The sequence below is a fragment of the Acinetobacter sp. AS167 genome (assembly GCF_037152175.1).
Classification (GTDB): domain Bacteria; phylum Pseudomonadota; class Gammaproteobacteria; order Pseudomonadales; family Moraxellaceae; genus Acinetobacter.
In genome coordinates this window covers 295,280-319,644 of record NZ_JBBCMP010000001.1, presented here as the reverse complement: position 1 = coordinate 319,644, position 24,365 = coordinate 295,280, and the positions used below count along the sequence as shown (strand labels likewise).

27 protein-coding genes are annotated in these 24,365 nt (G+C 33.3%); 9 read left to right on the top strand and 18 right to left on the bottom strand.

Annotated features, from left to right (window positions below; all coding sequences use genetic code 11):
- Positions 1–103: 103 nt before the first annotated feature.
- From WFN33_RS01545 to WFN33_RS01500, 11 genes are all read right to left on the bottom strand, one after another.
- On the bottom strand, positions 104–844 hold the full coding sequence (locus tag WFN33_RS01545; protein WP_336951001.1) for an adenosylcobinamide-GDP ribazoletransferase: 741 nt from the start codon (positions 842–844) through the stop codon (positions 104–106).
- Positions 841–1,452, bottom strand: a complete 612-nt coding sequence (locus tag WFN33_RS01540) for a histidine phosphatase family protein (RefSeq protein ID WP_336951000.1) — start codon at positions 1,450–1,452, stop codon at positions 841–843. The genes WFN33_RS01545 and WFN33_RS01540 overlap by 4 nt, the downstream gene beginning before the upstream one ends.
- A gap of 30 nt (positions 1,453–1,482) precedes the next feature.
- Positions 1,483–2,535 (bottom strand): nicotinate-nucleotide--dimethylbenzimidazole phosphoribosyltransferase, encoded by a 1,053-nt coding sequence (gene cobT / locus WFN33_RS01535; RefSeq protein ID WP_336950999.1) that lies wholly within the window; start codon positions 2,533–2,535, stop codon positions 1,483–1,485.
- 80 nt (positions 2,536–2,615) lie between these two features.
- Positions 2,616–3,128, bottom strand: a complete 513-nt coding sequence (cobU, locus tag WFN33_RS01530) for a bifunctional adenosylcobinamide kinase/adenosylcobinamide-phosphate guanylyltransferase (protein WP_336950998.1) — start codon at positions 3,126–3,128, stop codon at positions 2,616–2,618.
- Entirely contained in the window at positions 3,116–3,784 is a 669-nt protein-coding gene (locus WFN33_RS01525; protein WP_336950997.1) for a 2'-5' RNA ligase family protein, read from the bottom strand. The genes cobU and WFN33_RS01525 overlap by 13 nt, the downstream gene beginning before the upstream one ends.
- 100 nt (positions 3,785–3,884) lie before the next feature.
- Entirely contained in the window at positions 3,885–4,559 is a 675-nt protein-coding gene (locus WFN33_RS01520) for an HAD family hydrolase (protein WP_336950996.1), read from the bottom strand.
- 62 nt (positions 4,560–4,621) lie between these two features.
- Positions 4,622–6,220: a histidine-type phosphatase gene (locus tag WFN33_RS01515; protein WP_336951467.1), complete on the bottom strand. Its 1,599-nt coding sequence runs from the start codon at positions 6,218–6,220 to the stop codon at positions 4,622–4,624.
- A gap of 251 nt (positions 6,221–6,471) precedes the next feature.
- Positions 6,472–8,067: a phosphoethanolamine transferase gene (locus WFN33_RS01510; RefSeq protein ID WP_336950995.1), complete on the bottom strand. Its 1,596-nt coding sequence runs from the start codon at positions 8,065–8,067 to the stop codon at positions 6,472–6,474.
- Between the two features lie 188 nt (positions 8,068–8,255).
- Entirely contained in the window at positions 8,256–8,372 is a 117-nt protein-coding gene (locus WFN33_RS20410) for a TMEM165/GDT1 family protein (protein WP_419359722.1), read from the bottom strand.
- Between the two features lie 78 nt (positions 8,373–8,450).
- Positions 8,451–8,666 carry a TMEM165/GDT1 family protein gene (locus tag WFN33_RS20405; protein ID WP_419327259.1) on the bottom strand — a complete coding sequence of 72 codons (216 nt, stop codon included), beginning with the start codon at positions 8,664–8,666 and terminating at the stop codon, positions 8,451–8,453.
- Positions 8,667–9,021: 355 nt separating this feature from the next.
- Entirely contained in the window at positions 9,022–9,459 is a 438-nt protein-coding gene (locus WFN33_RS01500) for a DNA breaking-rejoining protein (protein ID WP_336950993.1), read from the bottom strand.
- Between the two features lie 298 nt (positions 9,460–9,757).
- On the opposite strand from WFN33_RS01500, the gene WFN33_RS01495 reads away from it, so the two are divergent.
- Positions 9,758–11,077 (top strand): NAD(P)/FAD-dependent oxidoreductase, encoded by a 1,320-nt coding sequence (locus tag WFN33_RS01495; RefSeq protein ID WP_336950992.1) that lies wholly within the window; start codon positions 9,758–9,760, stop codon positions 11,075–11,077.
- Between the two features lie 274 nt (positions 11,078–11,351).
- On the opposite strand, the gene WFN33_RS01490 is transcribed toward WFN33_RS01495, so the two are convergent.
- On the bottom strand, positions 11,352–11,537 hold the full coding sequence (locus WFN33_RS01490; RefSeq protein ID WP_336950991.1) for a hypothetical protein: 186 nt from the start codon (positions 11,535–11,537) through the stop codon (positions 11,352–11,354).
- 348 nt (positions 11,538–11,885) lie between these two features.
- Positions 11,886–12,497, bottom strand: a complete 612-nt coding sequence (locus WFN33_RS01485; protein ID WP_336950990.1) for an NAD(P)-dependent oxidoreductase — start codon at positions 12,495–12,497, stop codon at positions 11,886–11,888.
- 937 nt (positions 12,498–13,434) lie between these two features.
- On the opposite strand from WFN33_RS01485, the gene WFN33_RS01480 reads away from it, so the two are divergent.
- The 3 genes from WFN33_RS01480 (at position 13,435) to WFN33_RS01470 (ending at position 14,879) form a co-directional block, all read left to right on the top strand.
- Positions 13,435–13,824 (top strand): hypothetical protein, encoded by a 390-nt coding sequence (locus tag WFN33_RS01480; RefSeq protein ID WP_336950989.1) that lies wholly within the window; start codon positions 13,435–13,437, stop codon positions 13,822–13,824.
- Positions 13,825–14,076: 252 nt separating this feature from the next.
- The gene (locus WFN33_RS01475) at positions 14,077–14,544 is read left to right on the top strand and encodes a hypothetical protein (RefSeq protein WP_336950988.1); all 468 of its coding nucleotides are present in this window, start codon (positions 14,077–14,079) and stop codon (positions 14,542–14,544) included.
- Between the two features lie 140 nt (positions 14,545–14,684).
- A complete protein-coding gene (locus WFN33_RS01470) occupies positions 14,685–14,879 on the top strand; it encodes a hypothetical protein (RefSeq protein ID WP_336950987.1) in 195 nt (64 codons plus the stop codon).
- A gap of 139 nt (positions 14,880–15,018) precedes the next feature.
- Here the strand turns inward: WFN33_RS01470 and WFN33_RS01465 are convergent, their stop codons facing one another.
- The 4 genes from WFN33_RS01465 to WFN33_RS01450 all read right to left on the bottom strand — a co-directional run bounded on the left by WFN33_RS01465 (position 15,019) and on the right by WFN33_RS01450 (position 17,780).
- Positions 15,019–15,411, bottom strand: coding sequence for a GNAT family N-acetyltransferase (locus WFN33_RS01465; protein WP_336950986.1), 393 nt, complete (start codon positions 15,409–15,411; stop codon positions 15,019–15,021).
- Between the two features lie 1,306 nt (positions 15,412–16,717).
- Entirely contained in the window at positions 16,718–16,954 is a 237-nt protein-coding gene (locus tag WFN33_RS01460; protein ID WP_336950985.1) for a hypothetical protein, read from the bottom strand.
- 149 nt (positions 16,955–17,103) lie between these two features.
- Positions 17,104–17,337, bottom strand: a complete 234-nt coding sequence (locus WFN33_RS01455) for a hypothetical protein (RefSeq protein ID WP_336950984.1) — start codon at positions 17,335–17,337, stop codon at positions 17,104–17,106.
- A 101-nt stretch (positions 17,338–17,438) separates the two neighbouring features.
- Complete coding sequence (locus tag WFN33_RS01450) at positions 17,439–17,780, bottom strand: hypothetical protein (RefSeq protein ID WP_336950983.1); 342 nt, start codon at positions 17,778–17,780, stop codon at positions 17,439–17,441.
- A 463-nt stretch (positions 17,781–18,243) separates the two neighbouring features.
- Here WFN33_RS01450 and WFN33_RS01445 point away from each other — a divergent pair, with 463 nt between their 5' ends.
- The gene (locus tag WFN33_RS01445) at positions 18,244–18,540 is read left to right on the top strand and encodes a hypothetical protein (protein ID WP_336950982.1); all 297 of its coding nucleotides are present in this window, start codon (positions 18,244–18,246) and stop codon (positions 18,538–18,540) included.
- A 53-nt stretch (positions 18,541–18,593) separates the two neighbouring features.
- Here the strand turns inward: WFN33_RS01445 and ybaK are convergent, their stop codons facing one another.
- Positions 18,594–19,061 carry a Cys-tRNA(Pro) deacylase gene (gene ybaK, locus WFN33_RS01440; protein WP_336950981.1) on the bottom strand — a complete coding sequence of 156 codons (468 nt, stop codon included), beginning with the start codon at positions 19,059–19,061 and terminating at the stop codon, positions 18,594–18,596.
- A 492-nt stretch (positions 19,062–19,553) separates the two neighbouring features.
- Here ybaK and WFN33_RS01435 point away from each other — a divergent pair, with 492 nt between their 5' ends.
- The 4 genes from WFN33_RS01435 to WFN33_RS01420 all read left to right on the top strand — a co-directional run bounded on the left by WFN33_RS01435 (position 19,554) and on the right by WFN33_RS01420 (position 24,293).
- A complete protein-coding gene (locus WFN33_RS01435) occupies positions 19,554–20,189 on the top strand; it encodes a CDP-alcohol phosphatidyltransferase family protein (protein WP_336950980.1) in 636 nt (211 codons plus the stop codon).
- Positions 20,190–20,217: 28 nt separating this feature from the next.
- The gene (locus tag WFN33_RS01430; protein ID WP_336950978.1) at positions 20,218–21,966 is read left to right on the top strand and encodes a bifunctional alpha/beta hydrolase/class I SAM-dependent methyltransferase; all 1,749 of its coding nucleotides are present in this window, start codon (positions 20,218–20,220) and stop codon (positions 21,964–21,966) included.
- Positions 21,967–22,509: 543 nt separating this feature from the next.
- Positions 22,510–23,868 carry a phosphatase PAP2/dual specificity phosphatase family protein gene (locus tag WFN33_RS01425; RefSeq protein ID WP_336951466.1) on the top strand — a complete coding sequence of 453 codons (1,359 nt, stop codon included), beginning with the start codon at positions 22,510–22,512 and terminating at the stop codon, positions 23,866–23,868.
- Positions 23,865–24,293 (top strand): hypothetical protein, encoded by a 429-nt coding sequence (locus WFN33_RS01420; RefSeq protein ID WP_336950977.1) that lies wholly within the window; start codon positions 23,865–23,867, stop codon positions 24,291–24,293. Before WFN33_RS01425 ends, WFN33_RS01420 begins: the two co-directional genes overlap by 4 nt.
- Positions 24,294–24,365 lie beyond the last annotated feature (72 nt).

Sequence of the window (24,365 nt, the reverse complement as noted above, 5' to 3'; positions counted from 1 at the left end):
AAACTCTTATAAGTTACTTACCAATAAATAATGAGTAAATAAACATAAATAAGTGATCCATTTAAAAACCGAAGTTTAGAAACTTCGGTTTTTCTTAATCTGCTTAAATATAAAAACCACAAATGATAAAACAGAGTAAACAGACGGTTTCTGCGATTTCTATACTTGCACCAATGGTGTCACCCGTAATGCCATCAATTCGTTGAATAAATTTATAGCGAAGATAAATTAAGGTCAAAATAAAAATCGTCGCGGTCACTAAACCTACCCAGACAAAATAACCTGCACCCAATAAACTAATACCAAAAATGATCATTGCCCAAGTTTTAGGAATATATTGAGCAATAGACCAACCTAAACCCTTTTCACGGACATATTCAGTGGTTAGAAATAAAAATAATGGTGTTAAACGCCCTAAAATAGGAAATAGAATCAAAGCAGTATAGTATTGCTCTTGTAATAACACATACAGTGCAGACCACTTAATCAAGCAGATAACAATTAAACTCAGCACACCAAATGGTCCACATGCTGGGTCTTTCATAATTCTTAAAGTATTTTCTTTATCACCAAAGCCACCGACCCAAGCATCCGCAGTATCGGCTAAACCATCTAAATGTAAACCACCAGTGAGTAAAATCCAGAGGACTAGAATAATAGTACTGAGTAAAACAACAGGTAAAACATGTAGAAAACTGGCAACGGCAAACAGAACCAAACCAATCAAAAACCCAATCACTGGATAAAATAGCAGTGACTGACCATTTTGTTTTGGCGAAGGCATATTTTTTAAATGAACAGGGAAAACCGTTAGAAATTGCAATGCAATCAAAAATGGGATCATTTATTGCTCTCCAATAACTCTAACTGCATGGTTTCACTGTCCAATATAAACCGATTTAATTGCCCAAGTTCTGCTGACATTTTTAAAATATCATCAAGAGATTGCTTTAGTGCAATACATTTTAAAAGCTTAATCACACCACCATGCGTCACAATCAAAGCAGTTTGGCTTTGGCTAATCAACATCTGCTCTTTGATTGCTTGTAATGCTTGCTTAATTCGATACTGAAAATCTAAATATCTTTCAGCATTCGGCGGGGTAAAATGTGTCGGAGATTGCCAAAAATTTTCCAATAACTCTGGGGACTTTTCATAAATCTGCTGTGTTGAAATGCCTTCCCAATCACCAAAATGTATTTCTTGTAATCGATGATCCTGCATTAGAGGTATTTTTACTTGTTCAGAAAGTGACTGTGCAAATGAAAAACAGCGCTTAAGGGGCGAGCTAAACATAAAATCCCAGTTCGTTTGCACAGAAGATTGATCATAAGAAATGGTCTGGTGCATTTGTTGCCAGCCCAATTCCGTCAATTCGTCATCAGTCGAACCACGCAAAGTATGATTCAGCGTAGTTTCCCCATGACGTAATAGATCAATCCTCAGTTTCATGCATATGCTCTTTTTGAATTATGAATAAATTTAAACTTTCTGGCCAATCACAGCTGCTTCTGCAAAGGTTGCCATGTTGTTATGTAAACTGCATGCCAACTTAATCACCCCCAAGGCAGCACCCGCACCACTGCCTTCCCCTAAACGTAAATTAAGCTTTAATAATGGATCAGCATTCAATTCTTGTAATAGACGCTGGTGTCCATATTCAGCAGACTGATGACCAAACAACATCCATTGTCGAACTTCAGGATTGAGTCGTACCGCGACTAATGCCGACACAGAACTAATAAAACCATCAACAATTACAGGAACGCCGAGTTGAGCACAACGAATATAAGCTCCTGTCATTGCAGCAATTTCTAAGCCACCTACAGCACACAAAACTTTAAATGCATCATTTTTAACATAATTTTTATGTAATTCAAGTGAATTCTGAATGATATTTTTTTTATGAATCAACTGATCAGCACGAATCCCCGTGCCTACACCTGTCAGTTGCTCAGCGGGCTCATTTAATAAGAAACATGCAATCGCTGAAGCTGAACAGGTATTGCCAATCCCCATTTCTCCAGCAATGTAAATTGAAGCACCTTGTGCAATGGCTTTTGCTACACTCTCACGCCCCAGCGCCATGGCTTGCTGACATTGTTGCTCAGTCATTGCCAATTGTTGAGCAAAATTGGCAGTCCCTTGAGCGATACTGTGACGCTCAACCCCTTGATATTGGTAAACTTCACCCACTGTACCACAATCAATGACTTGTAAAGTGGCAGCATATTCTTTAGCAATCACACTGATACACGCGCCACCCGTTGCAAAGTTTTGCAGCATTTGACGAGTTACTGCTTGTGGATATGCTGAAATATTTTCAGCCATCACCCCATGATCGCCTGCAAAAATCGTGATCCAAGGTTTGTCTACATTAGGTTTTGGGTTACTTTGCAAAGCAGCCAATTGCACGGCGACATTTTCCAAAACAGACAGTGAGCCTGTTGGCTTGGTCAATTGTAATTGACGTTCTTCAGCCTGTTGTTTTGTTTCTGCATTTGGTACTTTACATGCTTCTAACCACCAACTCATTGTTACTCTCCATCTCATATTTTAAAAATTCATTATTAATCGTTAAAATGCTCAAATTTGTATGATAGTAATCACAATATTTATCCTTTTAATAACATCGGAAAACCTGCGACGCAAAACACTACTTTATCAGCAATTTGACCTAATAGTTGATGTAAACGTCCTGATTCATCAACAAATTTTCGGGTTATTTCACCCATTGGTATAACACCTAGCCCAGTTTCATTACTGACTAAAACAATTTCAGACTCTAATTTAGGTAAGTTTTTAAGCAATTTTTCACATTCAATGCGTTGCATATTTGTGTCCTCATGCATCAATAAATTACTCATCCATAAGGTTAAGCAATCGACCAAAATCACTTGCTTTTCTTGATCTATTTGTTTTAAACAATCTGCTAGATAGAGTGGTTCTTCAATCAGCCGCCATTCATTAGGTCGTTGTGACTGATGGTGTGAAATACGTTGTTGCATTTCATCATCCCAAGCTTGGGCCGTAGCAATATAAATGACCTTTAGATTTGAGTCTTTCGCGATCTTTTCAGCTAATTTACTTTTTCCTGAACGCGCGCCGCCAAGGATTAATTGCAACATGAATTCCACTCCCAATATCCATCTGTTTTTTTCGGATTGAGTATAAGCTGATGTAACGTGGCTAAAGGCCCTTGTAAGACTTGCGCTTGATATATACCAAAATTAAGCCGATCAACGCTAATTTCAAAACTTTTTTGATCAATCGTTTCGATAGCTTTGAATATTTCTTGTGCTCTAATCTCTGTTGAATACAGACCTAAGGTAATATGTGGATAATAATGTAATGCAGCAATTTCTTGGCTTGAATAGGATAATAACTGTCTAATATTGCTTAGGCTATTTTCATGATCTTGAATTTCTATAAACAAAGCACTACTAAAACTATTTATTTTTCCTGTCGTTAATTTAAAACTATTTGGCTGGTTTTGGGTCAGAATTTTAAGCTGTTGTTGAAATTTGCTTTGAATAAAATCATCATCAAATTGCATTTTATTTTTTTTTAGAAAGCCACAAATATACAATGTGATATGAAATTGGCGTGTGTTGGGTTGCAATAAATAGTTTGAGAATTTTTCTGTTAAATCATTTAAATAAGCTAATAATTCGGGATGATGAATTTCGACGTACCATAAGGCGTAGTGTTTTCTCCCTTTGTGCCACTCAGGATAATTATGTGTCTCAGTTGGAGTTGTTAAACTTTGAGAATCTAAAAACACATCAAATTCACATTAATTTTAATGCTTCTATTAAAGCACGTAATCATTATGTTTAAATCTTGAATTGACTGAGTGTTGTTCAATTGAAAATGAATTTTATTCAGTCAGATTTTATGATTGCCTGATAAAAATCCAACATAGATTCAAAATAGTAATCTGCTCTCGCCAGCATGACCTGATTCGGCGCTTTAATATCCTCAATCAAAATCGTGACTCCCCCAGCCAAATCTGCTGAAGTAATCCCATTTTCAGAATCTTCAATCATCAAGCTGTGTTGCGGATTTAGATTTAATAAAGTGCAGGCTTTGTTAAAAATTTCTGGATGTGGTTTACCTTGTATCACGTCATCGCCACAGACCAACAAGGTAAAATAATGATCAATTTTTGCAAGTTTTAAATATTTTTCAGCAATTTTTCGGGTACTAGATGTAGCGACAGCCAATAGGATATTTTGAGATTGCAAATAAGCTAATATTTCTAAAACTCCAGCTTTCACTGGTACGCCTTGCGACAAAACTATCTCAAGTTCAATTTGTTCAGCACGCTGCCGAATGTGCTGGTAAGGAATATGTTGACCATAAAACTTTTGCGCTAAATGTTCTGAGCTTAACGCATTAAGCCCTAAACATTGCATCAAATAATCTAAGCTAAACTCTACACCGATAATTTCCAACGACGCTTGTTTTAATACATTAAACCTAAGCCTTTCAGTGTCCAGCATCGTACCGTCCATATCAAAAATAGCAGCTTGAATAGTATGTTGCTGGAATTTCACAGTGTTCCTTTTATAAACCGATCAAAAAGGAGAAACCAGTTCCCCTAAAATTTTATAGCAATCTATTGAATATTATAACATTGTTTCAACTTTAAATAATCATAATAATAGCTGTTTGCTTTATAGCGGGCATAATCACAATCTTTTTTAAAAGCAATCTCTTTTTCGTTGTAGAGCATTTTTAACAAAGTCTGCCCTTGCGAATTTTGATAAATATCCCACTGTAAGTTTGCTGCCATCGGTGAGATATCTTCACCACGCCATGCGCTATTTGAATAATTAAACGTCTGTGTAAAGGGCACAGATTGCATCATCCCCTTTAACTCTAAGCTAGTTGCTAAAGGGATAATGATTTCAGCATGAGCAAATCTTAATACAGCAACATTCTTTTGTGTGTTGCTCATAACATCATCAACTTGTTTAAATAAATCCTGTTTAAGTGATTTGGCAATATCTGTTGTTACAGCTTTTCCTGTATCAAAGCTTGGGCCTTTACTATAAAAATCATTGGCATCATTATATTGCGCATAAAACTTAGCCGCTTTGATAGGCATATATTTTTTAAAATGGGTCGCACCAAGCTCGTCTTGCATTCCATCGGTGATTGAATACAACTCGTACACATAAGCCGCAGCATCTACTGCACTGGCAATAGTATTTTTACCTTTTCCTTTTTCAGTAATCTGTTCTCCTTTTGGACTTGTTACAGTGAATGATCCTGAATTACTAAAGCTATAGCCAGTTTGACCAATTTTTTGAATAAACGCTGTTTTAAAAATTGGGCTTAATACATCTGTTGCGATTTTTTGCGCATTAGGATCTGCACTCAATGCTTTAATTTTTTGTTTTAAGTCTGGATCGTTCTCTTCAAAATCTTGATATTTTAAGCTAGCAGCATAGACTGTTTTGTCTAAATCCGTTTTAACATTGGTCAAATCGTCTTGTACATTTAAACTATGAAAATACAGATGAAAGCGATTTACCCCACCATCAACAATACTTGGTATAGAGATACTGTTGAGACTTTGATAACTTGCTGGTGTAATTACAGTTTTTAAACTCGGTTGCTGTTTCAATAATTCATGGGTAAAAAATTTAGCACTGTCCACCGCTCGATCCACACCCGAGCTGATGACTTGTACAGATTTACCTTGTTGGCTAGCTTGATTAAATAATTGTGGTAAGCGTAGTAATAAACGATCTGCAATACCCTGATGCTCTTTAATACCCACAGAAGTTTCGTTGCCATAGCCATACTGACGTATACCTTCTACCCCATAACCCAATAGAATATTGGCTTTCATCATAGCTTCTAAATCGGTACCCAATTGTTCACCCAATGGCGTTAAGGCATTTTCCTGTTTTGCTTTTAACCACATGTTGTATAAAGCTAAATCATATTTAATACTCGATAAACCTCGTGAACCATGTCGAGCAACTAATTCTGTAAAAACTGCATGATAACCAACGGGTGTTGCTTCATAACTGCTTAGTTTCTGCTGAGGTTGATAGGGTTGTTTAGTCTGTAAATATAGTGATGTATCTGCCTTGGGTGGTACTACAACAGCTGAATTATCATCATGATCATTATTGCAGGCTGTTAAAAACATTCCTGAATAGAAACAAATGATTAGAGAATATTTAATTTTAAATGGTTTCATCATTGAAATATCATATTAGATTGAATGCAGGCAAACTAATCAAAGAACATGACACTGATATGACCATTATCTATTTATTCCATTTAAAACAACAAAATAAAAGACAGCAATAAGAAAATACCAACCATTAAGAAATATAGTGACGAGTTGATACACTCCTATACTTATTAAAGACCATCTAATTTCAATAAAAACTATCAACTTACCCAAAAACCAGCTTAAAGCACAAACAATGTCTTGGATTATTTTAGCTAATGCCAAAGTAAGCCAGGTAAAAATTTACAGGTTTGATCTAACCAACATAGTTGTTCTTTACGATCTAACCTGTCATGTCCCCCCATTAGATGTAATATATAACGATCTAAATCACCAGCATCAATTGGTCTTTCACTTCTTATACCTTTAGTTGGCATTTGATCATACCAAATAACAATGGGAACACGATATCCAGCCTCGGTACTTGCACTATGTCCAGCATAGTTCTGATCATGTCCAACTTCATTACCATGATCTGATAAAAAGGTAAAAGATCTAAAATCTGATTGTGTGGAAGTTAGAAGGTCAAACAGCTTCGAAACAATCCAGTCTTGGTAAAGTATGCTGTTATCATATTCATTTCGCTTCAGTTGGATTAAATGGCTTATCTCATTTTTTTCAAGTTTTTCTTCTACTTCATCATTTGAATAATCGCTAAATTTAGAAAATTGTTCTGGATAGCGCATTTTATAATTCGGATGTGAACCAATAAGATGTAGAATTATAAATTTACGAGGTTCTGGATCATTTAAAGCAATTTTATATGCAGGAAGAATCTTTTCATCTAATGAAGTACTACTACGGCCTGATTTCTTATTTATAAATACTGCTTTATCTGCATAAGCTGCAAAAAGCGAAGAAATATAAACATCGTCTTGGTTACTAATCCAGTAAACTTTAAAACCTGCAGCCTTTGCATATGCCATGATATTTTCTGGCGCATTATCATCCATTACATCCCGTGTACCATCATTAAATAAATAACGTAAAGATTGAATAGTAGAAGATGCAGGTGCGTATCCACGACAAAATACTTTGAACTGATCACTACGTTTAGTTAGTTCAGGTGTTGTATTTCTTGGATAACCACATAATCCAAAATTAAAACTTGTAATACTATCTGTTAAAACAATCGTATGTATCTGTTTTTTATTAAATTTACCATCAACAACCAACCTCTTTTTTGCATTAAGGGTCCATTCTTTATGTATTTTATCATGCTGTAAAATACGGAGTTTAAAGTCTGCAATATTGCCATAATATCCATACCAAAAAAGTAATGGATGTAAAGCAATTGAAGGCTTAAACGCATAACTCACTATACATAGTAATATTAACAAACCTACAGCATAGCGTCCCACTCGGTTTACTTGCTGATCATGTAAATCTGTTTTATTAAAATATTTAAATAATATAGAAAAATATAAAATTAGAGCAATTAAAATAAAGCCAATAAAGAGCGTAAAAAAAACCACATGTAGATGAAAAAACTCTAAACTTTCATTAAATGTTGTATTCGCAATAGATTCTACAACTGTATATGCTTCAGCATCACTATTGAACAATAGCCAACTTACTGAAAGTAAACTTGTATGAAATATAAAGATAAACCACCAAAATATGGAAAAAAATTTCCACAATAAGTTTGATTTTTGGGTCGCTTGAAAACACAGCCAGCAACCTGGTAGTGATAAAAGTGCCAATCGTACACTATCCGACCAGTTACCTGCTAAACCCAATAGCAGTAAAGTAATAAGTGGCGGAGTAAGTAGATACAAAGTAAAAAATAAGCGGTGCCAATATATGGGCATTAGTTTAAATCGCCTCATTATAGTTAGAAAAAGTAATATTGAATGAGTACAGTGATCCAAATAAATAAAAAGACAAGTATGCCAATTTCATGAATTAATGGAATAGGAAGTTTTCCAGCAAGCTTATTTCCAATGAAAACTGTAGGAGCATTCACTAACATTATCCCCAAACTCTTCCCTATAGTTACTCAGGCTATGCTGTCAAAACGCGCTGCTAAAGCCACCATAGCTAATTGAGTTTTATCACCAATTTCTGCAAAAAGAAAAGTATAAAGCTTGCACCAAAGATGCCATATTTTTGCCATTTTTTAATACTTTCGGATTCATCGCCTAGTCATCTGGAATAAGCATCCATACAGCCATACCGATAAATCCCACAGAAACTATCCAAACAATAATGTAGGACTAAGAACAGTAGTAATCCACTGCCCTAAAACAGCTGAAACACCATGTTTTAGTAATGTTGCGAGAAATATAGCGACAAGAATAGGAGTAGGCTTTTGGAGTCGAGCTGAAAGTAGTAACGCCAATAATAGGGTTTTATCCCCAATTTCGGATAAAGCAAATACGGAACGAGATATTAGCAAAGCGGATAGCATAATAATTTCTCTGGCTAGCAATAATTACCAATGATTTGTCACTCTTTCTAGCCAGAGCAGAGTCATAAATCAAAGGTCTTGCCAGCAAAAAGAAATATATGCTCGAAAGATCTTTTAGTTCTTTGCTAGGATGACCATGCCCATTTGAGCAATTATGTTGATCATCACCTCTTTACCTGAGTAAAAAGCGGCTACTTGCCAATGAAGTTTTTGTATTCTAGTAGAAATAAGATTAGTTTTCAATCATGCATTATGTAGATAAATTAAATCTATAATGTACTTTCAATATCATATTAATATAAATTCTATACCTACTATATACTTTAAATTATTGGATTTTTATGCCTTAAAAAGATCACCTAGCAGCATGTTTAAGTTCATTTTGAATCTGAATATTAAGTTGAAAATTAACTTTCTGATTTTGGCGAGCACTATTACGCATCTGATAAACTTGTATTGTGTATTCACCACTCAAAGGTAAAATAAGCTCACCAACTTGACCACCAGTAGAACCAATAAAAATTGCCTCATCCCTACCCGGCTTACTATTAGGAGAGAAAAAATTAATATTTGCTAAATTTTTATTACTGTTTATTTTAAATTTAAGAACTTGTCCTTTTTTTGCATAAATTTTATATTGAATATCATCATATCCCTTAAAACTTCCTGTCTGTGTTTTTTGATCTGTACCTTTGGAAAAGGTTATAGATTCTTGAAAAGTTTTAGCAAATGCAGATAGTGAACTAAATGATACTAAAACTGATAAAAGCGGAACACTTATGATGTTTTTCATTTTAAAACCTAATAATATTACTTGTCTCTAAGTATAGGAAAATTTAAATATTTATTATTTAAGTTATGTATAGGTTTATTAAAGATATCGCTTACCTTGTATCAAAGTTGATCAGAAGTTACATATATGCCCTCCAAGTCCGACTCCAATTACCATAAAAAGCCATGTTTGTAGGTTGAAATACGCATCTTATTAAACCAATCTATTGATTTATAATGAAAAAATATTAATAATTTTGTATAAAAAGTATAAGGTGTATTATCCTAGTTTTAGGATGTATAAGTGTACTATAAATTTTATGTTAAAAAATCGCGATATTCATCTTCCGATTATTATTATTGGTGCCGGTATTGCTGGAATAGCATGCGCTAAAAAACTACACGAAAGTGGTAAAAAAGTTACCCTACTTGAAGCCAGATCTCGTATAGGTGGACGAATAGATTCATTGAAATCTGATTCTGATGTTTTTGATTTAGGTGCATCATGGATTCATGGTATTAAAGGTAATCCTATATGGAAAATTACCCAAGAAAACCACATTGAAACAAAAATATTTAACTACTATAAATCTCAATATTTTCATGAAAATGGTTTGCTATTTTCTGATCAAGAAGTTCAGGAGTTTGAATCTCATGTAGAAAAAATAGAAATGCTACTTTCTCAAACACAAACAATATCTGCCCTGAATGCAATTAAAGAAATAATATCTTCTTTAGATTATTCAGGTAGCAAATTTTCAGAGTGTTATCTTAAAAAAATATTATTTAACTTTTTCGAGCGAATAGCAAATGATCCATTTGCGACAAATCTTGACCAACTTTTAGCAAATTATAAAAATTATGAAGGTTATTTTGAAGGAGATGAAGTAATATTTCCCACGGGCTATCATCAAGTGATAGATGTACTTTCAAAAAAATTAGATATTAAATTAAATGTAGATGTAAAAAAAATCATCTGCAAAAATGATTATGTAAAAATTATTGATTCCAATAATAATTTTTACAAAGGTTCTCGTGTGGTGGTTACTGTACCACTCGGTGTTTTACAAAAAAATCATATCGAATTTTATCCCTTGCTCCCTAATCACTATGCTAATTCTATTAAAAATATTGGATTTGGTTCATTCAATAAAGTATTTTTTGAATTAGAACAACCGCTTTCTTTTAGATTAAAACTACCTGCCAGACATATAAGTGATTTCTATTGGAATGATATTGGCTGTTTTAATATTTTAGACTTATCTGAAATTTATAAAAAACCAGTTTATTTGATGCTGTTTGGAGGAAAACAATCAGAATTTATCGATAATTCAACGAATAATCAAATATACCAGTTTATTTATAATAGCTTAAAAAAACAATTCGGCAGTATTCCCCATAAGCCTAAGAAGCTCATCATTACACGTTGGGGTTCTGATGCTTATAGTTATGGTTCCTTTAGCTTTCCATCACTGAAGCACACAGATGATCTGGTTAAAGTATTACACAAACCCATTCGAGAACAAATTTTCTTCGCTGGCGAGCATTGTAGTTTGAAATATGCAGGTACTGTTCATGGAGCATATTTAAATGGTAATGAAATAGCTGAAAAGATATTGGGAATAGTTTCACCTATTTAAAATAGTGGCTGTTATACAACAGTAAAACTTACTCAACCAAATAGATATGCGTGTAAATATTCAAAAGTAGCAGCTTCATGTCTATATCAACATCTAAAAAATAATTAATATCTAGATCTCTATTTATTATTTCATCATCATTGGTATGAGCAAGCTCATATACTGATACAATATTTCACATATATCATAATGTTGTTTTGGAGCCCATTTAATTATTTTCCATGTATTAAAGGGGCTTACGCCCCTTTAATTATAAGATAATACTTTGACATTATTACTTCGTGTTAGGAGCTTGCTGCTGTTCTTTTGCATTATTATCTTGTTTAGGATTAACACCAGAATTTTGCTTATCTTGATTTCCTTGTTGCTGTTTTTGAGGTTGATTACCTTTATCGCTATCAGGTTGTTTAGATGTTTGGTTATTTTGATTTGAACCAGGTTGATTAGTGGAGTTAGACATAATAATTATCCTTTTTTATCATTAACATTAATGACAAAATCAAGCATGATCCTTTGCTTTATTAATAGCTACTCTTTATATGTATCAACATATATTAAAATTATAAAAATAAATTCAAAAGCATTGATTTGATTGAAATATTATTTCATTATTTTTTAATAATATTTATTTAGATCAATTCAATATAAACATTTAAAAATCAATCAAAAATAAAATTTGCAAACACTTATAATCCACTTAAGATATTTAAATAATATTCATTCAAGAAACTATAAATCTTATTAATACTATTAATTTTAATGATTTTATATATAAAAAAGCCCTCAATTGAGGGCTTTCATTCACTTCTTAATAACCAACAGTAAAACGTTGATGAATATGGTTATTACTTTCAATTTCATCAGACAATGCTATTGCAAAATCTTCAGCTGAAATTTTGCTACCATCTTTACCTATTATAAGTTCATCTTTTCCTAAACGAAACTCCCCTGTTCGTTTGCCAGGTGCAAACTCAGCAGAAGGTGATATGAAAGTCCAGTCGATATCATCAACTTGTTTGAGTTTTTCAAGAAAATTTGTAGCTGCTTCTGCTTCAGGTTTATAAGCAGCAGGAAAATCATCGGTATCCAATAAACGTACATTTTTATTAGGAAGCGTTAATCCACCAGCGCCGCCTACGACGAGGTAACGTTTAACTTTTGAATCCCTAATTGTATTGATCAATGCATTAGCATCTAATCCATGGAAAGGAACTGAGCTTATAACAGCATCCTGACCTTTTAGTACTTCTACGAGTGCATCATGATCATTTAAGTCAACATCTAAAGATAAAACACGTTCCGTATCTGGTATTTTATGTGTATCACGTGCAATAGCTTTAACATAATGACCACGTGAAACAAGTTCTTCTAAAATACGTGAACCTGCCATACCTGTTGCACCAATCAAAGCAATTTTCATAATAATTCCTCAAGTGTTTAAGATAATTTCAAATAAAAAAGATCTATAAATTATCAGATATAAAATTTTTAAAGCTCAAAATTTCAACAACAAAATAATCAATAATTTATAAGCTAGTTATTTCCGATAATTTATAATCATTTATATCCTTAAATTTTACATTATAATTTAAGTTAACTTTATGTCAAAATTATGTAAGTAATGTCTTATACAATAAAACTATATATTAATATTTGTTTACAGCATTATTATTTTTGTAATTTTTTAATGTGATTTTAATCTTAATAAAGACCCAATTACACCTTTTAAGCGAAATATAAAATACATCCCACCATCAAAACCACTTTAAAACTTGATTAAAAGATAAAAATTTTAATAATCTATTTATCACAATGTTAATCACACATTCTTAATACAATAAAACATCACGGATTAAATATTTTATATTGCAACCTAATATAAGCCTTATTTATAGAAAAACACTGAATTTTCAATAAAAAATAAAATCTTTAAAATAATATTTATTTAAATTACCTCTATTAAAAATACATCCCACAAATATAATCCAACAAAATATTTATTATAATTATGTAAAATTTATGAGAAAAACAAATTGAAAAAACATCTTAAAAGATTGAATAAATCTAGAAAAGTAGTTCATCGAACTCCTCTAGCGTTTCATATGGTTAAGTTGAGCTACCGTAATGTGTAGACAATTATCCATTGAAATGGCTGTGTTGCTTTGATTGATCTTATTAGACTCAACTGTATGCTTACCAATGTGTCATCTATACAAAATTTAAATAGTTATATTTTCATTTTTAAGATATTCTACAAAAGCTTTGCTAGTTATTTTAACGTAAAATCTTTTCTGAGAAATTTAGTAATGATTAAAAAATGCCTTTATCTTTTTATACTTTGTGGGCAATCGTATTCTATGCCAGCATTTTCTGAGCAAAACTCAAAAGAAAGATCATTAATGTTTAGTTCTGAACAAAATGAAATTTCACTTGAAAGCACTCCTTCAGTTGATTTTTTTGATTTTAAAAAACAACAAGAAGAATTATCAAAAAAACAAAGATATGAAAAGGCGGTAAAAATTCAAGAAGACTCATTAAACACATCTACTATGAATACGTATGAAAAGACTCAATACTACTTAAAGAAAAATGATATGAATGCAGTAGAGTCTCTACAAAATCAACAAAACATTCAGTATTTACAAAAAGCAAAAGATCGAGGGCTTATTTCAAATGATGAGTATCAGAGAAAATTCAATAATCTAAATACACCTTTATTAAATCAGCGTAATATTCAAAATCAATAACCCAAAGCTCAGAGGCTTAAATGCGTTTTCTTCGAAACACTTGAAGAAATACACTGAGTGTACTTTTGAATAGTCTAAACATCGTAAATCGATATTTTTTGCTAGTCCTGATTCTATGAGTTAGGACTAGGCTATGTTGAGGTTATCTATAATTAAGCGATATAATCGAATAAATTATATACTTAGTCATTATTGATTAATTTCTCAATCTGCATTATGCGTATAACATTCATTATTTCGGGAATCATTTCCATGCCTTTATTCAAATATAGTTGTGTAACCCTTATGGTGTTTACCATCACCGCTTGCGCTACCTTTGTCTCCAAACCCAATGAAGTCGAAGTGGCTGCACAAAAACTAGTAGGGCAACCAGCCAGTAATGCATTTAAATTATTTGGTAAACCTGATCATGGTCTGGGTCCATCATCGTATGGTAGTGGTGGCTTCTATGGGTGGAATCGAGTGCAGACCCATGTAACACCAGAAAAAGTTTTCGTGCAGACAGGTGTTGAGTATATTGGCCAAAAGACGACAATGGTTGGAATCGGAGGTGGTGGCGTGATTGGCCAAATGCCAGTTGGTAGCGAACCTGTATATCGGAAAACTGGATATACAGAGAATCGGACTGTTATCGATTATTTTTGCAATATCACTCTGTACACCGATAAAAAGAATATCATCACAGATGCCAGTGTGATCGGCTGTAATAAGAAGAAGTGATAGTGTAGCTTAAAGCCTATAATTTCAAATGAGTTTATAGCTTATTTAGTCTCATTCTAACACATTGTTTTTCGCATCATTTAAAGCACTACATTCATTGTATTTGGCGACAGTATCAATGATCTATAACAGGAAAAAATATGTCTAAACAGCCAGAATGGATAACACGTGGAAAAACTATCAAACAATTAATTAAAGAGTTGGAATCTTTCGAGGATCAAAACTTATTTGTTGAGATCTCTCTAGACGATGGAGATACATCGAAACCAATAAGTTCGGTTGGTAAAATTGATGGCAAATGTATTCTACTAAATTGTGAAAATTCAAAAGAATAACAATCTCATTAAACCTAATGGTCTTTAAGGGAACTACTCTCAATCTAAGGGTCATGCTTCATCTAATTTTCATTATCAATTCGCACTGCATTCGCTCGTTCTAAATTATTTATTTTCCTAAATAACAAATAAGTTTAAGTCAAATATCCACCCCCAAACCACTTTGTCCATTATGACGAACATAGTAGTTATCAAATTCACTACTTTCCACGAATTGAAAACCATGACGACTATAAAATCGATTTGAAGCACTCTCTTTTAAAGCTCCTACTTTCAATGACAAACCAAGTTCATCCACCTCCATGAAGATATGACGAAGAACTACAGAACCTATGCCTATACCTTGTGCACCTGGTTTAATATAGAGATGGTCAAGTAACATTCCATCGATATAAGGTTTAACAACCACGAAACCTACTCGTTCACCAGAAACTTCTATATAGCGAGTAAACTCAGGATTAAAGCCTTCTCGAAAACGCTCTCTTACACGTATGGGATCAAAACGACCAAGACGCTTAAGGCTTTCAAACATTGCTTCAATTCGAATAGCAACAAGCGCTTCAAAGTCACTAGATTGAGTCTTAACAAGTGTAACAACGCTCTTATTTAGCGAATATAATTTAATATCTGACAATTACTTTTCATCCCAATATTTTAAAAGATTATACAAAATTAAAAGTTTAACCCTCACTTAAAAGCCTTATTCTTTACATCTTTCAATGTATTACACTCATTGTAATTAGCAATAGTAAATGATACATCGTGTGATTTGTTTACCCTGCCCTGACGCTAATTTTAAAAGTTTAGGGCAAGGTGTCATTCTATTATTTGATGTGTGAAGCTTATCTAGAGTTCTGGATAGCTATATCATGTTAATTTTATAAAACTAAAAAAGAGAAATTCTATTGATGCTATAAACAAAGCACCTCATACTTAGACAATGGTTTACTCCAAAAAAGAAACTCAGTATTTACCTGCTTAATGCGGGTTTCTTATTGCTTAAAAAATATGTCAGACTCAAATACCCTTTATAACAATATACATAAACATGAAGAATATTAATATTAGGAGCACCGAAATAAAAAAACGAAAAAATAAGGTCACTGTTTAATCATCTAAGATGTAACATGGTAATTTACAACTTAATTTTAAATCAGTCAATTCAATAACATAATTATAAAACTGATAAATTTAAGATTTTAATTTTGTACTTTTTTTAGGATGTAATCCCTTATCGAGGAGGGCTTACTTACTTGCATCAACAACCTGAATAGTTATTTTTACTGATGTAAGATCATCAGTACCTTCACTATCACCGCTTTTAATTCTGTCTATTTCAAGCTGTTTAAGATGCTCATCTCATAATTTGAATTTCATAACCTGCATTTCATCCTTAAACTGTTTAATTGTGATTCAGCTCATGCTCAATTAAAGCACAAAATTCAGCTAAAGATGATGAAAAAGCTCATAATCAAGAGTAACAGGATCAAAAAATCAATCACTAAGTAGCCGATAAAATTTAAAAAATCATTATGGTATTTTCATTGGTTCGATCTATATCGAATAAGTAATTCTATTTAGCAATATCGACTAATGAATTTTTAGCATCGCTAGAAAGTTTCAAGATGTTATTTTTATTTCGTGCTTGAGAAATCTTATAAACGGAAAAACCTAGTAAAAATATGCTAACTATTAATACAGAAGTAAAAACTATTATAAAAATTTATTTTTATTCATTAGCGTAGGATACTAATATAATATTTTAATCTAATATTGCACTCAATTTTCAAAATAAGTAAACCAATTTTAATTTTCATGCTAATAGGATCTTCAAAAATTCAAGAAAAACATCTAACCTCAAGCTGATTATCATCTTGGGTTACTTTTATTTTAATATTTTTATAAGTTCGTTTGCTGGGTTTTATTGATGAGCCCACTACATCTTCAAAAAATTTTCGGTCATTCATAAGATCACTATATGATTTATAGCCAATTAAAATTATTTTTGGAATTCTTTTACTTTCAAATAATTTACTAAGAATATTATCAAGCTTTTTAACATTAACGATTGGCATGTAAAAAACCATGGAAGAAAACATAATTATCCATTAAATATATAAATATGCAATGCCAGATAATCTCTATCTCAATGAAATACGTAACATTCTATAATTTTCTAAACAATCACTATCAATCTATATCTTTTAACGACTATATGTTTTCTCTATTGAATTTGAAAATTTTTTACTAAATAATCTTTAATTATTTCATCAGCCTGCAAATCTAATAACTCATCAGATACCCAAAATACATACTCTTGATTTTTAATCTTAACTATTTTTTTATAATAGGTTGTAATTGATTTTGATGTAGAACCTTTAATTTTGAAAAATTTCTCATGGCTTACATTCCCAAGCAACTTACTTCCATGCCAAGGACCACCAATACAAATGTTCATGTTTTTTCCTATTCTTCAATAGTATCTTAGCACCTAATCATTACAGATTTGTTTTTTATGAAAAAAAAACTCACCTTTCGATGAGCTCCTTAAAAATTAATTTATTTGGTTAGCATATAACAAATATTCATATTGCCTTGCTCTTGCTTGTAACAACTCCATTGATCTTTTTTATAATTTTTAGCAGACAATACATTTTCTGGAGTTGTACCCAAATAAGGTTTACATTTACCACCACATGTTGTTGATTGCTCAATTAAATATTCTTTTTGATCAAATTCTATGTATACAAACTTTCCACCAGCACTTACACCTTTTTGAATTGAACAGGAATAAGTTTTTTTCTCATTTTGTGTAAAACATTTCCCTGAATAATCTGTAATTTGATAAGCAAAACTTGTCGTAGATACGATTATAAGAGTTAGCGATAAAATCCATTTCATTAGCTGTATATCTCAAAAAAATACCCACTTGATGGAATCAGTGGGTATACAAATCTATTAAACTGTGTGGATTACCATAAATTCGTCCACTACAGCTAAAATATGCCATACGCCTTGATCCAGATCAAGTAACATTCTTAGAAAAAACTTCAGTTTAACTATTAAGTCAAAACGGGATCAATCAACTGCTTGTAAAATATGTCGCGTCGCATCTACAGTTCCCAGTGTAATAAATCCCCTAGTATCATCTCTAGCTGTTGAACCGCTAAAACTGACTTCACTTGTTCTGTAGTAAACCTTAATAGCAGTTAAATTTGGTTATTGCATAGCTAGTAATGCGATTGCTTGTTACATGAACAGTTCTGATAATATTAATCAGGCTGAACAATTAATTATTAATTCTACTCAATCTATTGCTGCTGATATGAAGCGCACTAGAAAGAAAGCTTGTTGAGGTGATGAAATGGTCGCATTAAAAATTGAATCTGAATCTCTCAAACATTTAACAAGACTTGTTGAGCAACTGGTAAGCCAAAAAGAAGAACGCAGAATTGGGCGAGCCGAATTTGCTCACTTGCTGAATATAGAACCAGAAACACTAGATGCCAGAATTAGAGAAGGACGCTACACGAAGCCATTTAAGGATGGTCGGAAGATTTATTGGTTTAGTTCATATGTCCAGTCTGTAATATTAGATATAGATTCAAAAAATAAAGCCACTTCAGTGGCTTTATTTTTGAGCAAATCTTTTTGTGAGTAACATAGTGAGTAACATTATTATTTTTAATTAAAATTCATCAATAAAAGGATGGATTATTCATCAACAATATCAGCAAAATTCGCACTCAAAACCTTCGCTAAATCTAGTGGATTAACCCCAATATCCAAGCCCCTTTTCCCACCACTCACATACATTTTACTTAACGGCTGTGCACTTTCACAAATTACCGTTTTTAAACGCTTTTTATGACCTACAGGACTGATTCCACCAACTAAATATCCAGTTAAACGCTCTGCATCTTTAGGATCAGCCATATGTAGTTTTTTACAAGCAAAGGCGCTCGCTACTTTCTTTAAATTTAATTGATGATTCACTGGAAGGATGGCAACAAAATAGTTTTTATCATCTGTTACCATCAGGGTTTTAAAAACTTCTTCGACATTTAAACCTAATTTTTCAGCAGCCTCTAAGCCAAAACTTTTTGCATTTACATCATGTTCATATTCATGAACAGAAAATTCAATTTTATTTGATTTTAAAACTTTACAAGCAGGTGTCATAGCATAAACAAGATCAAAATTAAGATGATATTTGAATTATAGGACCATTCATAGAAATTTTAAATTAGGGTCTGTTGATAATTTGTCTGCGTTTGCGGCTACAAATGATTTTAGATGATACGAGGCATGAAATATTGAATTTAGACACTCTAAAAGATGAGCAACATCATTTCACAAGCTAACGACGTTGCTGAAAAAATATTCTAGTCCCCGCACACCCTCTCTATAAACAAAATATTTCTTGGTTCTTGCTCAGGTGATGGCTAAATTATCTCAGCCTGAGCAGTAAAACTCGCCAATAGTTTCTCTAATCAATCTCACTCAATACACTACGATGTATACGTCTCATATGCAATTTTAGCCCACAACGCGAACCTTTTATGAAATGTCAGTAGCTCCCAACATCACGAATTTAAATGATGAAAATTAATACTTGTAAAATCATGGAAAACTTGATTAAAATCCTATCATATACCTTATATTACTAGAACAATGCCATCAATCTATCAATTAAAACCAGCATTTCAAAACTTACTACGCCCTTTTGTTAAAAAGCTTTTTAATATCGGAATCACGGCAAATCAAGTCACATTATTAGCGATGTTTATATCGCTCGGTTTAAGCTTTTTTCTATACCAGTATTATTTGAATCATGCTGTAAATGGATGGTTATTGCTCTTTCCTTTGTGGATGCTGCTACGAATGGCTTTCAACGCCATCGATGGAATGCTTGCCCGTGAATTTAAACAACAATCCAACTTAGGTGCGTTTTACAATGAGTTGTGTGATGTTATTTCGGACACAGCACTCTATCTATGCTTGATTGCTTTTGGCTTTATTAATGCAAAATTACTCTTATTAGTCGCTTTTCTTGCAATTTTAAGTGAATACACGGGCGTTATGGCCCCACTGATTGGTCAAGAACGTCGTTATGACGGCCCAATGGGGAAAAGTGATCGCGCATTTTGGTTTAGTTTAATCACTGTCGTGATTGTCATCACGCCATTATTCACTACAAATTTACAACTTCTCAGCTTAATCTGTAATGGCATACTCATTTTAATTGGTCTACTACTTAGTTTAACCATCTATAACCGAATTAAAAATAGTTTAAAAACAGCGTTATAAAACAGTTTCATATTTAGGGTAAATTCGTATGTATAACAACAGTCATCACACCTTTAAGAGTCATGATGGAACAGAATTGTTTTATCAACATTGGTCGACCAACACTCCAAGCGAAACAAAAAAAGCCATTCTTCTGTTTCATCGCGGCCATGAACATTCAGGACGTATGGCGCATTTAGTTAATGAACTCAATTTAAGTGAATTTGATTTCTTTGCGTGGGATGCCCGTGGGCACGGCGATTCACCAGGTGAACGTGGTGATGCACCTAGCTTCTCCACATGTGTAAAAGATATTCAATATTTTGTACAGCATATTGAAGAAAACTATGGCATCGACGCCAAAAACATTGCTGTGGTTGCACAAAGTGTAGGTGCTGTATTAGCTGCAACATGGGTACATGATTATGCGCCAAAAATTCGCGCCTTGTGTCTCGCTTCCCCTGCTTTTGATATTAAGCTTTATGTGCCATTTGCCGAACCAAGTTTAAGAGTCATGGAAAAAATTCGTGGTAATTTTTTCATTCAAAGTTATGTTAAAGCCAAAATGCTGACCCATGATGAAGAACGTGCTCAAAGCTATGATACCGATCCTAAAATTGCTAAAGCAATTTCGGTGAGAATGTTGCTTGGACTCTATGATGCCTCTAAGCGTATTGTTGCTGACTCACAAAATATCTTTGTGCCGACTCAGGTGTTATGTTCAGGTTCAGATTTTGTAGTTTTTCAAAAACCGCAACGTGAATTTTACCAAAAGCTTCCACATCCTAAAAAAGAATTACATATTTTAGAGGGTTTCTTTCACGATACTTTAGGCGAAAAAGATCGCCATATTGCAACAGAAAAAATACGCAGATTTATCCAGCAATGTTTTGCGGTTGAATATCAAGCTCCAGATGTTTTAAATGCGGACAAAATTGGTCCAAGTTGCGCTATAGCTGAAGATCTCAGTTCACCATTACCCGCTAAATCAATAAAGAATGCATTTTGGGAAATTACAAAAAAGAATCTAAAAATTGGTAGTCATTTATCAAAAGGCTTAAAAATTGGTGAAGACACTGGCTATGACTCTGGAAGCACTTTAGATTTTGTTTATCGTAACCAACCTGAAAGTTCTAATCCTATTGGCAACATCATAGACCGCCAATATTTAAATGCGATTGGTTGGCGTGGAATCCGTGTTCGTAAACAGAATATTGAACTTTTAGTTCAGAAATATGCGGATATTCTGATTAAAAACCATAAACCATTGAGCATTATGGATATTGCTTCTGGTCATGGGCGTTATATTTTAGATGCTGTGGTTCAACTACCAAAACGACCAGATTCAATCTTATTGCGTGATTATAGCGATATCAATGTACAAGCTGGTCAGCAAATGATTGCAACACGTGGACTCAATGACATTGCTGAATTTGTTCAAGCAGATGCATTTGATACACAGTCTTTGGCCTCTGTTAAACCAAAACCTTCACTTGCAGTGGTTTCGGGTTTATATGAGTTATTTGCAGACAATGATTTGCTACGTCAATCACTTGAGGGCTTAAGTAAAGCAATCCTTAAAGATGGTTATTTGATTTATACTGGTCAAATTTGGCACCCGCAGCAAGAGTTTATTGCGCGCGCACTAACCTCACATCGTGAAGGTGATGCATGGGTAATGCGTTTACGCTCACAAGCGGAAATGGATGCACTTGTTGAAGCTGCTGGCTTTAAAAAGGTCGACCAATGTATTGATGAGTTTGGAATATTTACCGTCTCAGTCGCACAGAAACTTTGACACCATGTAATCAAGTTAGGATCAATCAAATGTGCAAGGATGCGCACTTAACTTAGAAATGGATTAAAGAATATGTACACACTTGAAGATATGCGTAGATTTCCACTTTGGCCTAAAAACCAATTCCGTCTGAATTATGATGTAGATTTTGATGGTGATAATTATGAATGGCGTGAGTGTGTAACACATATTTTAAATGTATTAGAAAAAATTTATCCTATTGAGGTCATTTCAGAATCGCCTTTTGAACCATATGAAGATTTTGTTGAACTTATTTATTTAATTGGCGATGAAAAAATAACAATAGGAAATGATTTTGCATTTTCTACAATTTGGATTCAAGCAGATAGCGTAGAATTTGCATTGGAAATTAAAAATATCCTTTCTCAAGAGGTTCACCTACCTAAAGAAAGACTTTTAAAACCAAATCATTCAATAACTGAAATGAATACTCTATCTGATTCTGAATCACACATTACGGATACAGAGATTGTTTCCGATTATTCTAAAAATCTCCAACTTTATCAACCTAATAAAAATTTTATGAGCAGTAATCTAATCAAAGAAACTGGGACATGGAAATGGGGCGTACTTTGCTTAGTTTTTCTTGCGCCTTTCTTTTTCCTCACTTATGGCTTTGCAAATCAATATGCGTCAGGTCTTAATGATGTTCCAAGTATTGTCTTTGCTTGGGAAAAGCATATTCCACTTTTGGCTTGGACGATTGTGCCGTATTGGTCAATTGACCTGTTTTACGGCCTCTCCTTATTGCTTTGTTGGAACAAATTTGAGCTTAAACAACAAGCGCTTAGGCTATTTTTAGCGCAAGTCATTTCGATTAGTTGCTTCTTACTGTTCCCTTTAAAGTTTAGTTTTGAACGTCCACCTTTAGATGGTTTTTTCGGTCTATGGTTTGATGTCCTGATGGGCTTCGATAAGCCCTTTAATCAAGCACCCTCATTACATATTGTTTTGCTGATTATCCTTTGGGATTTCTATCGTCGCCATGTATCTGGGGCATGGAAATATGTGGTCGATTTTTGGTGTGTGCTGATTGGAATTTCTGTACTCACGACATGGCAACATCATTTTATTGATCTTCCTACAGGAATACTTGTTGGTGCTTTATGCTTATGGTTATTTCCAATTTCAGTAAAATCCCCATTTAGAAAAGATGGGCTGCAACTGTTAACAGCAAAACATTTAAAGCTTGGTAGTTATTACCTTTGTGGCTCAGTGATTTTCCTTATCTTAGCTTATGAGTTTAGACCTTGGGGATTGTGGCTAATTTACCCTGCTGTGAGTCTATTTATCGTTGCACATAGCTATAGTTTTGTACGTCCACATTTTTTTCAAAAACAAGAAAATGGCAAAATGACGGTTGCAGCACAAATACTGCTTGCGCCTTATTTAATCTTTGCTTGGCTTAATAGTCGTGTTTGGACCAAAAAACATCACGAAGATTCTTTTATCATTCAACATGAACTTAAAAAAATCTATATTGGAAGAGTTCCAACACAACAAGAGCACCTCCAATACAATGCAATATTTGATTGTGTTGCTGAGTTACCCTTAAACCAAGTAACGGCATATCAGCAATATCTCAGTCTAGATCTGATTCCATTACAAGCCAATCAGCTTGAGTTAGCCGTAGCACGATTAAATGATTTGATGTCAAAGCTTGAAGCAAGCTCTATCCAAAATATTCTGATTTTTTGTGCCTTAGGTTATTCAAGAAGTAGCGCTGTACTCACCGCTTGGCTGATTCAACAAAACCAAGATGCTAATATTGATGAAATGGTAAACATTATTCGTAAAGCTCGCCCTTGGGTGGTATTAAAACAAGCCCAACTGGAAGAATTAGAAATTTACCATCTAAAACTGAAAGGTTTAGCGCCATGAAAATGAATTTTTATGTGGTTGCGCAACTGTTGTCTGCAACCACAGCTATATTACTTTCAGGTTATTTGGCTTTTGCGTTATCTATTTTTGCCATCCTGTTCAAAGGTTGGCAATCCTTTGAGTTTTGGACGTTCATTGTCATTACATTGTTATTATCTGGGCTTCATCACTATCTCTCATTTAGAGTTAAGTTTGATGCTCAAATCATTAAAATGATTGCACGAGAATCCCAAACTGAATCTATTGAAAACTTAACCCTACAATTTGATCAAACCCTAATGAGTATGAAATTGATGCCCGCATCCAAAGCAGGACGTGATTGGTCACAGCGTTTTGTAGGATGCTTTAAACTTTTAAAACTACAAATTGCTTTATTATTGGTACAATATCTGGTTTTAATGATTTTGATTTCTAGAATGATTTAAAGCGATTTTAACCTCAACTGATACAGTTGCTGATATATTCAATTGTTATCGTATGATAGTTTTAATGATCTT